The sequence below is a fragment of the Mesorhizobium sp. M7A.F.Ca.US.014.04.1.1 genome (genome assembly GCF_003998745.1).
GTDB classification, from domain to species: domain Bacteria; phylum Pseudomonadota; class Alphaproteobacteria; order Rhizobiales; family Rhizobiaceae; genus Mesorhizobium; species Mesorhizobium ciceri.
The window spans coordinates 1-11,971 of sequence record NZ_RZRW01000127.1; the positions used below are offsets into that span (position 1 = coordinate 1).

The following is an 11,971-nucleotide window of genomic DNA, read 5'->3' on the forward strand; positions in this document are numbered from 1 at the left end:
CTGCACGAGAAGCGACATGGCGGCGCCTGCACGCTCCGCCACTTCGACAAGTCGTCGCGAATTGGAGGAATTCGGCGCGCCGACGATCAGATAGAGATCGGCGCCCGGCGCGGTGTCCTTGACGGCTTCCTGGCGGTTGGTGGTGGCATAGCAGATCGATTCCGCCGCTGGCGCCTGCAGCGCCGGAAAGCGATCCTGCAAGGCGCGGATGATGCCGGCGGTGTCCTCGACCGACAATGTGGTCTGGGTAACGAAGCCTAGCGCCTGCGGATCGGTGGGCGAGAGCTTTGCGGCATCGGCTTCGGTTTCGATCAGGGTCACCGCTCCGTCCGGGAGCTGGCCCATGGTGCCGATCACCTCGGGATGTCCGGCGTGACCAATCAACAGCACATGACGGCCGAGCCGCTGATGGCGCATCGCCTGCTTGTGGACCTTCGACACCAGCGGGCAGGTGGCATCGAGATAGAAGAGATTGCGCGCCTTCGCATCCGCCGGCACCGATTTCGGCACGCCATGCGCCGAGAACACGACGGGCGACTGCCGATGTTCGGCCGGGATCTCGGAGAGTTCCTCGATGAAGACGGCGCCAAGGCTTTGCAGCCCCTCGACGACGTAGCGGTTGTGCACGATTTCATGGCGGACGTAGACCGGCGCGCCATATTTCTTCAGCGCCAGCACGACGATCTGGATGGCACGGTCGACACCGGCGCAAAAACCGCGCGGCTGGCAGAGCCGGATCGTCAGAGGTGGTTTGGTGGTTGTCTGAAGCATTAAATCCGGGCCGGTTGATCAAAGCCGAAATGAGGTGCGCACCCCTGCCCTGTCAAGGGCATCGGTAGAAAGGGGGCGTCGCTCGCATTCATTCCTCTTTCGCGGGGCGGCGAAGCCGCAGGATGAGCACGGCGGCGAGCGTGGCGGCAAGCCCGTACCAGGTGACGGCATATTGCAGATGGCTGTTCGGCAGGTCGATGATGGTGACGCCGCCAACCGGCAATCCGCCTGGATTTGGCGTCTTGTCTGCGTCGATGAAGATCGGCACCAGCGTGAACCCAGCCGGCAGGCCCGCGCTCGCCGCCATGACGTCGCGGTCCTTCCAGTAGAAGATGTTCTTCGCCACATCGTTGTCGGGCAGCATCATCGACGGCTTTGCTGGCAGGGGGTTGCGAGCGAGCCCCGTGACCGTCACTCTGCCGGTCACCTGTCCCTTGGCGCGCTTGGCGGCGTCCTTCAGATCGTAAGGCACGAAGCCGCGATTGATCAGGACGAAGCGGCCGTCGTCGAGCGCCAGCGGCGTGTAGACATTGAAGCCGGCATCACCCTCCCAGGTCGCGTAAAAATGCCGTTCGCCTTGATGCAGGAACGTCCCGGTGACGGCGACGGGCGTATAATCGACGTCCCCGGTGGCTGCGAATTCTTTCTCGACCTCGGCCAGCGGCCGCGGCGCTGAATGAGTGCGCTGGTCGATGGTCTGCAGAAGGCCTTCCTTCCAATAAAGGCGCTGCACCTGCCAGGTGCCGAGCGCCAGCAGGATCAGGAACAGCACAAGGCCAAGGCCGAGCAGCAATGCCGTCCTAGGCCGCGATCGGCCATCGGCTTTAACGGTTGCCTCGCTCATTCGCCGCGATCCAACCGGCCTTCGGCCGCCTTGTTGCGGTATTGCAGCGTCAGCAGCACGCCTTTGATCAGCCTCAGCGCCGCCAGGCACAGCACGACAGCCAGCGGAATCCAGACCAGCAGATGCAGCCAGAGCGGCGGGCTAAGCGTGACTTCAACCCAGAGCGCCAGGCCGACGATAAGGAAGCCTATGATCAGGATGACGAACACCGCCGGCCCGTCGCCGGCATCGGCGTAGGAATAATCGAGGCCGCAATTGACGCAGCGCTTGCCGACAGTGAGGAAGCCGGAGAACAACCGCCCCTCGCCGCAGCGCGGGCAGCGGCCATGCAGGCCGGCCGAGATCGGATCGATCGGCGGCCAGATCGCCCTGTCTTCACTCATGGGAGCGTCGTCGCTCATTGCTTACCGCTCGATTTCGATCGGTGTGCCATCGGCCACCAGCGCCCAGATTTCGTCCATGTCGGAGTCCGTAACCGCAATGCAGCCGTCGGTCCAGTCGACCAATTGAAGCAGCCAGCCCCACCAGCCATAACCATTCGGTTGGCCGTGGATCATGATCATGCCGCCCGCGCCGACATTGCGCGCCTTGGCGGCGGCCTCATCGTCGGCATTGGGGTACGAAATATGGATCGATTTGTGCGCGATGCTGTTCGGGTTGCGCCAGTCGAGGACATAGTTCCCCTCGGGCGTGCGCTGATCGCCCTCCTGGTGCTTGTGCCCGACGGGATCGCCGCCGAGCGCGATGCCGTAGTTTCGCAGGACCTTGCCGTCGCCGATCAGTTCCAGCCGGCGTTCGGCCTTGTGAACACGCACCAGGTCCACCTTCTCGCCGGCAAAGGCCGGGAGTGCCCCGATCATCAATGCGCAAATAGCCCGGAAGATTGTCAGTCGCATTGGCTATCGATCAGCGATCATTGCGCCAAAAAGAAGAAGGCGGCCACGTTGCCGCGGCCGCCTCCAGAAATGAAAATCCCTCAGGCCTGGATCAGTGGCCCTCGATCACCGCGCCGACCGATCCCCAGACGTAGATCGAGGCGAACAGGAACAGCCAGACCACGTCGACGAAGTGCCAGTACCAGGCGGCCGCCTCGAAGCCGAAATGCTGCTTGGGGGTGAAATCACCCTTCATCGCCCGGATCAGGCAGACCAACAGGAAGATGGTGCCGATGATGACGTGGAACCCGTGGAAGCCGGTCGCCATGAAGAAGGTGGCGCCATAGATGGAATCCTTGAAAGCGAACGGAGCGTGCATGTACTCGTAGGCCTGCACCATGGTGAACAGCATGCCGAGGCCAACGGTCAGCACCAGGCCGTTGATCAGCCCCTTGCGGTCGCCGTGAAGAAGCGAATGGTGCGCCCAGGTCACCGTGGTGCCCGACAGCAGCAGGATGACGGTGTTGTAGAGCGGCAAATGGAAGGGATCGAGAACCTCCATGCCCTTCGGCGGCCAGACGCCACCAGTAAATGTGGCGCGCGCGTAGTTCTGTGCCTCACCGGCAAAAAGGCTGGCATCGAAATAGGCCCAGAACCAGGCAACGAAGAACATCACCTCCGAGGCGATGAACATGATCATGCCATAGCGCAGGTGCAGCGACACGACCCGCGTATGATGACCCTCATGCGCTTCCTTGATCGTGTCCGACCACCAGGCGAACATGGTGTAGAGGACGATCACGAGGCCGATGAAGAACAGCCACGGATTGGCGATGTTGAAGCCGAAGATCGGGAACGACCCGCCCTTCAGATATTCCATCAGGGCGACACCGCCAAAGGCCATGACCAGCGCCCCTACCGAGCCTAGGAAAGGCCATGGGCTCGGGTCGACGAGATGATAGTCATGCTGTGGTTTTGCGTGCGCGTCTGCCATATCAACCCCCGAGATTTGCTTCGGTATTCGAAATTGTCTTGCTGTTGCCATCGGTCGGCGCCGAGGAGGCGACCGGCTTGGTCTTCTCGACCGGGAACATCGTGTAGGACAGCGTGATCGTCTTCACGTCCTTGAGCTCCGGCACATTGACGATGTCGGGGTCCACGTAGAACAGGACCGGCATGTCCAGCGTCTCGCCGGGCTTCAGCGTCGTGTCGGTGAAGCAGAAGCACTCGACCTTGTTGAAATAGGGGCCCGCCAGTTCAGGCTGCACGTTGAAGGTGGCGCGGCCGGTCACCGAACGATCGAACTTGTTGGTCGCCTGGTAGTGCGCCTGCACGGTCTCGCCGATCTTCATCGTCATCGAGCGCTGGACCGGCTGAAACTCCCATGGCACGCCGGCGACGTTGGCATCGAAGCGGACGGTGATCTCGCGGTCGAGCACGCGGCCGGCATACTGCTTCTCGGCACGTTGCGTCGTGCCGCCATAGCCGGTCGCCTGGCAAAACATCTTGTAGAGCGGCACCGCGGCATAGGCCATGCCGATCATGCCGGTGAAGAAGGCGAGGCAGACAGCCGCGACGATGACGTTGCTGTTCTTGCCCGCCGCTTTCCTGGACTTCTCGACGCTCATCACATCGTGCCCAGATTGTGGCCGAACTTCACGATCGTCGCGATGTAGAAAATGACCACCAGCAGCGCCAGCGCCACGCCGATGGCGATAGAACGGCTGCGCTGCGCCTTCTTCTGACGCTCGGTCAACGTGACGGTCTCGAGCTTTTCCTCGATCATGGTCATGCTCCACCCATGGCAAGCGCGCGTTCGACAACGCTGTCGGCCAGATAGGCAGCGAAGATGGCGAAGAGATAAAGCAGCGAATAGGCGAACAGGGCCTTGGCCGGTTTCATGACGCGGTCATCGTCGGCCATGCCAAGCACTTTCCACGCGTACCAGGCAAAACCGACCCCGAGCAGCAGGGCGGCCACGCCATAGAAGGGCGTGGTGTAGCCGAGCAGCCACGGCAGCACGCCTACCGGGGCCAGCACCAGCGCATAGGCGAAGATCTGGCGGCGCGTCGAAGCGTGGCCGGCGACGTTGGGCATCATCGGAATACCGGCCTTGGCGTAGTCCTCGGATTTGAAAAGCGCCAGCGCCCAGAAATGCGGCGGCGTCCAAAGGAAGATGATCAGGAACAAGACAACGCTTTCGAGGCTGACCGTCCCGGTCACCGCGGCCCAGCCGATCACGGGCGGAATGGCACCGGCGGCCCCGCCGATGACGATGTTCTGCGGCGTCCAGCGCTTCAGCCACATCGTGTAGACGACGGCGTAGAAAAAGATGGTAAAGGCCAGCAGCGTCGCCGCCAGCCAGTTGACCAGCACGCCGAGCGTCATCACCGACAGCACCGACAGCACCAGCCCGAAGGTCAGCGCTTCGTGCGGCTGGATGCGACCGGCCGGGACCGGGCGGCTGGCGGTCCTGGTCATCACGGCATCGATGTCGGCATCGTACCACATGTTGAGCGCGCCGGAGGCGCCAGCACCTATCGCAATAGCCAGGATGGCGATCACCGCCAGCAGAGGGTTGATGGTCACGGGGGCGGCGACCAGGCCGACAAAGGCGGTGAACACCACCAGCGACATGACGCGCGGCTTCAGCAGCGCGAAGAAATCGCCCGCCGTCGCTTCCGACATGCGAAAGCCCGCTTCGTCAATCAATGGTCGTCGACAAGGGCCATGCGTACTTAAGTCCATCATCCGTTGGCCGAAACCGCCGGCGGACCGGCGGTTTCGTATTCGAGCGAACAGCCGCCTTACTTGATCTTCGGCAGCTGTTCCCACTGGTGGAAGGGCGGCGGCGAAGGCAGCTGCCATTCGAGCGTCGTTGCGCCCTCGCCCCATGGGTTGGCGCCGGCGATCCGCTTCTTCTGGAAGGCCTCGAACACGCCATAGAGGAAGATCAGGACGCCGACGGCCGAGATATACGAGCCGATGGACGACACATAGTTCCAGCCGGCAAACGCATCGGGGTAGTCGATGGTGCGGCGCGGCATGCCGGCGAGACCGAGGAAGTGCTGCGGGAAGAAGATCAGGTTCACGCCGACGAAGGTGACCCAGAAGTGGGTGTTGGCGATGACGGGCGAATACATGTAGCCGGTCATCTTCGGGAACCAGTAGTACCAGCCGGCGAAGATGGCGAACACCGCGCCCAGCGACAGCACGTAGTGGAAGTGGGCGATGACGAAATAGGTGTCATGCAGCGAGCGGTCGAGGCCGGCATTGGCCAGCTGGACGCCGGTGACGCCGCCGATGGTGAACAGGAAGATGAAGCCTAGCGCCCACAGCATCGGCGTCTTGAACGAGATCGACCCGCCCCACATCGTCGCGATCCAGGAGAAGATCTTCACGCCTGTCGGCACCGCGATGACCATGGTGGCGAAGACGAAATAGCGCTGCGTATCGAGCGACAGGCCGGTCGTGTACATGTGGTGCGCCCAGACGATGAAGCCGACGGCGCCGATCGCCACCATGGCGTAGGCCATGCCGAGATAACCGAACACCGGCTTCCTCGAGAAGGTCGAGATGACGTGGCTGATGATGCCGAAGCCCGGCAGGATCAGGATGTACACTTCAGGGTGACCGAAGAACCAGAACAGGTGCTGGAACAGGATCGGGTCGCCGCCGCCGTCGGGCGCAAAGAAGGTGGTGCCGAAATTGCGGTCGGTGAGCAGCATGGTGATGCCGCCGGCCAGAACCGGCAGCGACAGCAGGAGCAGGAAGGCGGTGATCAGCACCGACCAGGCAAACAGCGGCATCTTGTGCAGCGTCATGCCAGGCGCGCGCATGTTGAAGATGGTGGTGATGAAGTTGATGGCGCCGAGGATCGACGAGGCACCGGCAATGTGGATCGACAGGATCGCCAGATCCATGGCCGGCCCGGGCTGGCCCGAAGTCGACAACGGCGGATAAAGCGTCCAGCCGCCACCGACACCATAGGCACCCGGTGCGCTCGGCATGAACATCGAGGTGAGCAGCAGGATGAAGGCCGGCGGCAGCAGCCAGAAGGAGATGTTGTTCATGCGCGGGAACGCCATGTCGGGCGCGCCGATCATGATCGGGACCATCCAGTTGGCAAAACCGCCGATCAGCGCCGGCATGACCATGAAGAAGATCATGATCAGGGCGTGCGCGGTGGCGAAGGCATTGTACATGCTCTTGCCGCCGTCGATCGCGGCGTCACCGTTCATGCCGTAGACCATCTGCGCCAGACCGCTGAAGATCTGGATGCCAGGCTCCTGCAGTTCCATGCGGATGGCGACCGACAAGGCGCCGCCGATGATGCCGGCCATGATCGCGAAGATCAGGTAGAGCGTGCCGATGTCCTTGTGGTTGGTCGAATAAACCCAGCGCACCCAGCCGTGATAAGGCTTGTGGTCGTGCCCGTCGTGAGCTGCAGCGTCTGCCATGTTCCGCTCCGTTCCCTAAATCTTGCTAACCCGCGGCATCAGTTGCCGGCGGCCGCTACCTTGTTCTGGCCGTCGACCTCGGCCATCAGCGTCTTGTTGGCGCCGGGCAGATCGGTCTTGGCTGCCGCCAGCCAGGTCTTGAACTGCGCATCAGAGACGACGCGGATGGCGATCGGCATGAAGGCATGGTCCTTGCCGCAGAGCTGCGAGCACTGGCCGTAAAAAATACCTTCCTTCTCCGCCTTGAACCAGGTCTCGTTGGTGCGACCCGGAACGGCGTCGATCTTGATGCCGAACGACGGCATGGCGAAGGAGTGGATCACGTCGGTCGCGGTGACGAGCACGCGGGTCATGGTGTTGACCGGCACGACCAGCTCGTTGTCGACGGCCAGCAGGCGCGGGTAGACCTTGCGGTCCTCCTTGCCGGCAGCGGCGCGTTCGGCGTCCTGGAGGATCGCGGAGTTGAAAGAGAGCGTGTTGTCGGTCTGGTACTCGTAGTCCCAGTTCCACTGGTTGCCGGTCGCCTTGACGGTCAGCTTTGCTTCTTCCGGCGGCGTGTATTGCGCGGTCAGCAGCTGGAACGAGGGGATAGCGATGAGGAGCAGGATGACGACAGGTCCGATCGTCCAGATCAACTCGATCCACGTGTTGTGGCTGGTCTTGGACGGAACCGGGTTGGCGCTCGCGCGGAATCTGATGATGCAATAGGCGAGAAGAATCAGCACCAGGATGGTGATCGGGACGATGAACCACATTGTGTAGTTCCCGAACCACTCGATCTGCCGCATCATGTCGGTCGCCGGCGCCTGGAAGGTTGTCTCCCAGTTCTTGGGCTGGTCGGCATGGGCGGATGCGCCGGCGAAAAACGTGATAGCGGCACAAGCACTTAGAAACTTGGCACTTGCTGGAACCTTGGCGTTTGCCAGGAAATTTCTCATCGCCCTCATCGTCTCCCAGTTCCTCGCTGTGGTACCCACGAGAATAACGAACAATGCCGGGACGGGAATCCCGACAGTTTCAAGCTGGTTCAAACCATACTCTTTTTCCCTCCGCAAGAAAGGAGCGGACGAAACCGTGCGGCATTTTTGCGCGCAAGCCCGGATGTGCCTTTGGAGGCAGCCGCGGCAGCCCCGAATCGCCTACATTGAACCCACAGCGGCATTCCCGCGGCGCGCACGTGCCGAACGTCGCAATTCGGGCGAAATTGGCAGGGAAAAGCGCCGTATTGGCTTTTTCGGGGCAGACCTGGTGCGGTCTCGTCCTTTACTTGGCTTTGGCGCGGCTTAAAGTGCCGTGATTCGCAATGGAGCCGTCATGAATTACTGGCTTTCGAGAAACTCTCGGTTTTCGAGAAACTGGGCGAAGGTCATCTTTTTCGCCGCCCTGTCTGGCATCGGCTTGTCCGCGATCGTGTCCGGCACGGCGAACGCCGCGCAACCGAGCGGTACCGTTCGCTCGACGCATGGCGCATGGTCGATCATCTGCGACACGCCGGCCGGTGCCACCTCGGAACAATGCGTGATGATGCAGAACGTCGTCGCCGAGGACCGTCCGGAGATGGGACTGTCGGTCGTCGTGCTGCGCACCGCCGACAACAAGGCGGAGATCCTGCGCGTTCTGGCGCCGCTCGGCGTGCTTTTGCCCAACGGGCTTGGCCTCAATGTCGACGGCAAGGACATCGGTCGCGCCTATTTCGTGCGCTGTTTCCAGGACGGCTGCTATGCCGAGGTTATCCTCGAAAAGCCGCTTCTCGACACGCTGAAGACCGGCACGTCGGCCACCTTCATTGTCTTCCAGACCCCGGAAGAAGGCATCGGCATCCCGGTCGACCTCAAGGGTTTTGCCGACGGCTTCGCCGCCCTCCCCTGAAAGCCCGGCGACATCACCGGCTTCATCAACCAGAAGTGACGTCGACGGTCTGCTGGCAAACCGCTTTTGTCTTCACAATGCGGCTGAGCGATTGTCTCGGCGCACCTTCGCGCCTACATCGTGGCAAAGACCCATTCCTCCTGTGAACGGACGCGCCATGAACAGCCTGATCGGCCAATTCGACATTTCAGACGATCGCATCAAGCAGATCGTCGCCGAAACCATCAACGGCGCCGATGACGGCGAGCTGTTCCTCGAATACAGCGAGAGCGAAGCGCTGATGTTCGACAATGGCCGGCTGAAGACCGCCAACTTCAACACCGACCAAGGGTTTGGCCTGCGCGCGGTTGCCGGCGAAGCCAGCGGCTATGCCCATTCCAGCGATCTCTCCGAAGCTTCGCTGCTGCGCGCGGCCGATGCCGTTTCGACCGTCAAGGGCGGCTATTCCGGCACGCTTGCCGCCGCACCCGCCCGCACCAACCGCCATCTCTATGGCGAAGAGAACCCGATCCCCTCGCCCTCCTTCGAGGCCAAGGCAAAGCTCCTGCAGGAAATCGACGCCTGGCTGCGCGCCGAGGACCCGCGCGTGCGGCAGGTTTCGGCATCGCTCGCCGCATCCTGGCAGCATGTCGAGATCGTGCGCGCCGACGGCCAAATGGTGCGCGACATCCGCCCGCTTGTCCGCGTCAACGTCTCCGTCGTTGTCGGCAATGGCGACCGCCAGGAGAGCGGCTCCTACGGCATGGGCGGCCGCAAGGCGTTTGGCGAATTCCTGGTCGAGGACAGCTGGAAGCACGCCGCCAAGGAGGCGCTCAGGCAAGCTCTGGTCAATCTTGAGGCGATACCGGCGCCGGCCGGCACTTTCGACATCGTCTTGTCCAGCGGCTGGCCGGGCGTCATGCTGCACGAGGCCGTCGGCCATGGGCTGGAAGGCGATTTCAACCGCAAGAAGACCTCGGCCTTCGCCGGACTGCTCGGCCAGCAGGTCGCCGCCAAGGGGGTGACCGTCGTCGACGACGGCACGATGCCCGAGCGGCGCGGCTCGCTGACAGTCGACGACGAAGGCACGCCTTCGGCCCGCAATGTGCTGATCGAGGACGGCAAGCTGGTCGGCTACATGCAGGATCGCCAGAACGCCCGGCTGATGGGCATGAAGGCAACCGGCAACGGCCGCCGCGAAGGCTACGCACACCAGCCGATGCCGCGCATGACCAACACCTATATGACGGCGGGCGACATGGAGCCGGACGAAATCATCGCCTCGGTCAAGAACGGCATCTATGCCGTCTCCTTCGGTGGCGGCCAGGTCGACATCACCTCGGGCAAATTCGTGTTCGGCTGCACCGAGGCCTACATGATCGAGAACGGCAAGGTGACGCAGCCGATCAAGGGCGCGATGCTGATAGGCAACGGTCCGGACGCCATGCATCGCGTCTCGATGATCGGCAACGACATGAAGCTCGACACCGGCATCGGCATGTGCGGCAAGGCCGGACAGGGCGTGCCGGTCGGCGTCGGCCAGCCGCATCTGCGCATGAACCAGATGACGGTGGGCGGCACGCGGGTCTGAGCGAACGGCCCCGATGGCCGGGCTTATGCCTTGCCGATAGACCGGCGCGAAGTCGTGTAGAGAATCAGGAAGGCGATGACGCCACCGATCGCATATTTGACCCAAGCACTCAGGTAGTCGACGGTCCCGTCGTGGCCGGAGACATACAGCGCAGCTGCGACAAACGTCATGGCTGCGATGCCAAGTGCATAGGACGGCAATAGCCCGGTTCGAGCGATCTTTCGCAAAATCCAGGCGACGAGCGCACCCGAGAGCGCCATCATGAGAGTTGCGCCGGCGCTTACGTTATGCGGCGCCTGACATCGCGCTGCGGACATTTGGCGGGCTCCCAACAGTAGAGGTCGCGGACAGCGCGGTGGTGTCGTCCGCACTCGACCTCGCAAAGAAGGGAATGGATTTCGCAGATGCTCTGCATCTGGGGAAATCAGCTCATTGCGCTGGCTTTGCAACCTTTGATCGTAATTTCCTCAAGGCTGCAAAGACGGCGGGATATGACAGCTTGCAGGAAGCATGACAAAGGTCCGTCGCTGGCGCCCTGATGGTCGAGTCAGACCGAATGCGCCCGCTGATGCTTGCGTTTTCCAGTTTGAATTCCCGGCTGCACCTTGAAGTGAACACAATCGGCATTAGGAAATTGTTAGGTGTTTAACTGCCTGGGCTGCCGTTTCCGCACGAACGCAGTGCCGGCCTTCTGGTTGCGGTGGTGTTGGCAATGCGGCATTTCCCCGGCGTCCTGACCTCCTCTTTCCTGCTTGGCTTCGTTTCGTTGATTGGCGCGACATGGTTGCAAGCCAGTCCGGCGGCGGCACAGTCGACATTGTTCAAGTCGCGATCGACGCAATCTGCCGCAATTGGTGGAAGCACCAGCGTCCCCTACGGTTGGGTCGATTTCTGCCATCGCCGGCCAAAGGAGTGCAAGGTGCCCGCTCTGCCGGCCGCGAATATCAAGCTGACCGCGCAGAACCTACGCATCCTCAAGCGGATAAATCACAAGGCGAACAGCGCCATCAAACCCGTCAGCAATTTCGATCACTGGGGTACGATGGCGGATCACTGGGACTATCCGGTAGACGGTAAGGGCGACTGCAAGATCTACGCGCTCTACAAGCGCAAGCTTCTTCTGGCAGCGGGATTCCCCCGGCAAGCGTTGCTGATGACCGTGGTGCGCGACCTGGACAATGAAGGCCACACCATTCTGACGGTGAAAACCGACAAGGGTGATCTTGTCCTGGACAATCTGGTCAATGAGATCAGGCCCTGGAATGCGACGGGCTATTACTTCGTGAAACGTCAGTCGCAGCAGAACCCAAACACCTGGGTGTCGATCAACCAACGCGGCGGCACGTCGAAACGACTGTCGCCAAGTTCGTAGGGCCGAAGCCTCCAGGCTATCGCCGCTTCTTCGGCTTCTCCAGCAGTGCCACCGCTTCGACTTGCGGCGACCACAGGAACTGGTCGATCGGCGTCACGCTCTTCAAGGCGTAGCCGCCGTCGATGAGGATGCGCAGGTCGCGAGCCAGCGTCACCGGATTGCAGGATACCGCGGCAACGTAGGGAACATCCGAGCGCGCGATCTGCTTCG

Annotated in this window: 15 protein-coding genes and 1 pseudogene; 4 read left to right on the forward strand and 12 right to left on the reverse strand. The window is 62.1% G+C overall.

The genetic code is table 11. The features are described from left to right. From ispH to coxB, 10 genes are all read right to left on the reverse strand, one after another. Positions 1 to 771 (reverse strand): 4-hydroxy-3-methylbut-2-enyl diphosphate reductase (gene ispH / locus EOA22_RS11395; RefSeq protein ID WP_127389972.1); only part of this gene is annotated, 771 nt, incomplete at its 3' end. Positions 772 to 859: 88 nt separating this feature from the next. Then, positions 860 to 1,615, reverse strand: a complete 756-nt coding sequence (locus EOA22_RS11400; protein WP_063167682.1) for an SURF1 family protein — start codon at positions 1,613 to 1,615, stop codon at positions 860 to 862. Then, positions 1,612 to 1,998 (reverse strand): DUF983 domain-containing protein, encoded by a 387-nt coding sequence (locus tag EOA22_RS11405; protein ID WP_024503617.1) that lies wholly within the window; start codon positions 1,996 to 1,998, stop codon positions 1,612 to 1,614. The genes EOA22_RS11400 and EOA22_RS11405 overlap by 4 nt, the downstream gene beginning before the upstream one ends. A 21-nt stretch (positions 1,999 to 2,019) precedes the next feature. Continuing rightward, positions 2,020 to 2,511 carry a L,D-transpeptidase family protein gene (locus tag EOA22_RS11410; protein ID WP_063167681.1) on the reverse strand — a complete coding sequence of 164 codons (492 nt, stop codon included), beginning with the start codon at positions 2,509 to 2,511 and terminating at the stop codon, positions 2,020 to 2,022. Between the two features lie 91 nt (positions 2,512 to 2,602). After that, a complete protein-coding gene (locus EOA22_RS11415) occupies positions 2,603 to 3,484 on the reverse strand; it encodes a cytochrome c oxidase subunit 3 (protein WP_024503615.1) in 882 nt (293 codons plus the stop codon). Position 3,485: 1 nt separating this feature from the next. After that, positions 3,486 to 4,118: a cytochrome c oxidase assembly protein gene (locus EOA22_RS11420; RefSeq protein ID WP_027164147.1), complete on the reverse strand. Its 633-nt coding sequence runs from the start codon at positions 4,116 to 4,118 to the stop codon at positions 3,486 to 3,488. After that, positions 4,118 to 4,276 carry a hypothetical protein gene (locus tag EOA22_RS11425; protein WP_013532777.1) on the reverse strand — a complete coding sequence of 53 codons (159 nt, stop codon included), beginning with the start codon at positions 4,274 to 4,276 and terminating at the stop codon, positions 4,118 to 4,120. The genes EOA22_RS11420 and EOA22_RS11425 overlap by 1 nt, the downstream gene beginning before the upstream one ends. Before the next feature lie 2 nt (positions 4,277 to 4,278). Then, positions 4,279 to 5,178 carry a heme o synthase gene (locus tag EOA22_RS11430; protein WP_063167680.1) on the reverse strand — a complete coding sequence of 300 codons (900 nt, stop codon included), beginning with the start codon at positions 5,176 to 5,178 and terminating at the stop codon, positions 4,279 to 4,281. A gap of 119 nt (positions 5,179 to 5,297) precedes the next feature. Next, positions 5,298 to 6,950 (reverse strand): cytochrome c oxidase subunit I, encoded by a 1,653-nt coding sequence (gene ctaD, locus EOA22_RS11435; RefSeq protein WP_013532779.1) that lies wholly within the window; start codon positions 6,948 to 6,950, stop codon positions 5,298 to 5,300. 38 nt (positions 6,951 to 6,988) lie between these two features. Further along, positions 6,989 to 8,005 (reverse strand): cytochrome c oxidase subunit II, encoded by a 1,017-nt coding sequence (gene coxB, locus EOA22_RS11440; RefSeq protein ID WP_032809847.1) that lies wholly within the window; start codon positions 8,003 to 8,005, stop codon positions 6,989 to 6,991. 259 nt (positions 8,006 to 8,264) lie between these two features. Between coxB and EOA22_RS11445 the strand changes: the two genes are divergently transcribed. Continuing rightward, positions 8,265 to 8,819, forward strand: coding sequence for an invasion associated locus B family protein (locus tag EOA22_RS11445; protein WP_013532781.1), 555 nt, complete (start codon positions 8,265 to 8,267; stop codon positions 8,817 to 8,819). Between the two features lie 157 nt (positions 8,820 to 8,976). Then, positions 8,977 to 10,389: a metalloprotease TldD gene (gene tldD, locus EOA22_RS11450; RefSeq protein ID WP_024503610.1), complete on the forward strand. Its 1,413-nt coding sequence runs from the start codon at positions 8,977 to 8,979 to the stop codon at positions 10,387 to 10,389. Positions 10,390 to 10,412: 23 nt separating this feature from the next. Here tldD and EOA22_RS11455 read toward each other — a convergent pair whose 3' ends face one another. Then, positions 10,413 to 10,706 carry a hypothetical protein gene (locus tag EOA22_RS11455; protein WP_063167679.1) on the reverse strand — a complete coding sequence of 98 codons (294 nt, stop codon included), beginning with the start codon at positions 10,704 to 10,706 and terminating at the stop codon, positions 10,413 to 10,415. 41 nt (positions 10,707 to 10,747) lie between these two features. On the opposite strand from EOA22_RS11455, the gene EOA22_RS11460 reads away from it, so the two are divergent. Together EOA22_RS11460 and EOA22_RS11465 are read left to right on the forward strand one after the other, a co-directional pair. Then, on the forward strand, positions 10,748 to 10,903 hold the full coding sequence (locus EOA22_RS11460) for a hypothetical protein (protein WP_244514273.1): 156 nt from the start codon (positions 10,748 to 10,750) through the stop codon (positions 10,901 to 10,903). A gap of 198 nt (positions 10,904 to 11,101) precedes the next feature. Continuing rightward, the gene (locus tag EOA22_RS11465) at positions 11,102 to 11,761 is read left to right on the forward strand and encodes a transglutaminase-like cysteine peptidase (protein WP_063167678.1); all 660 of its coding nucleotides are present in this window, start codon (positions 11,102 to 11,104) and stop codon (positions 11,759 to 11,761) included. 16 nt (positions 11,762 to 11,777) lie between these two features. On the opposite strand, the pseudogene EOA22_RS11470 reads toward EOA22_RS11465, so the two are convergent. Continuing rightward, a pseudogene (locus EOA22_RS11470) lies at positions 11,778 to 11,971 on the reverse strand (RNA methyltransferase); the annotation flags it as partial.

Coding starts and splice junctions, on each gene's coding strand:
- EOA22_RS11445 (WP_013532781.1), top strand. CDS start 8,265: ATGAATTACTGGCTTTCGAGAAACTCTCGGTTTTCGAGAAACTGGGCG.
- EOA22_RS11430 (WP_063167680.1), bottom strand. CDS start 5,178: ATGTCGGAAGCGACGGCGGGCGATTTCTTCGCGCTGCTGAAGCCGCGC.
- EOA22_RS11420 (WP_027164147.1), bottom strand. CDS start 4,118: ATGAGCGTCGAGAAGTCCAGGAAAGCGGCGGGCAAGAACAGCAACGTC.
- EOA22_RS11465 (WP_063167678.1), top strand. CDS start 11,102: ATGCGGCATTTCCCCGGCGTCCTGACCTCCTCTTTCCTGCTTGGCTTC.
- EOA22_RS11400 (WP_063167682.1), bottom strand. CDS start 1,615: ATGAGCGAGGCAACCGTTAAAGCCGATGGCCGATCGCGGCCTAGGACG.
- EOA22_RS11405 (WP_024503617.1), bottom strand. CDS start 1,998: ATGAGTGAAGACAGGGCGATCTGGCCGCCGATCGATCCGATCTCGGCC.
- tldD (WP_024503610.1), top strand. CDS start 8,977: ATGAACAGCCTGATCGGCCAATTCGACATTTCAGACGATCGCATCAAG.
- EOA22_RS11425 (WP_013532777.1), bottom strand. CDS start 4,276: ATGATCGAGGAAAAGCTCGAGACCGTCACGTTGACCGAGCGTCAGAAG.
- EOA22_RS11415 (WP_024503615.1), bottom strand. CDS start 3,484: ATGGCAGACGCGCACGCAAAACCACAGCATGACTATCATCTCGTCGAC.
- ctaD (WP_013532779.1), bottom strand. CDS start 6,950: ATGGCAGACGCTGCAGCTCACGACGGGCACGACCACAAGCCTTATCAC.
- EOA22_RS11455 (WP_063167679.1), bottom strand. CDS start 10,706: ATGTCCGCAGCGCGATGTCAGGCGCCGCATAACGTAAGCGCCGGCGCA.
- EOA22_RS11410 (WP_063167681.1), bottom strand. CDS start 2,511: ATGCGACTGACAATCTTCCGGGCTATTTGCGCATTGATGATCGGGGCA.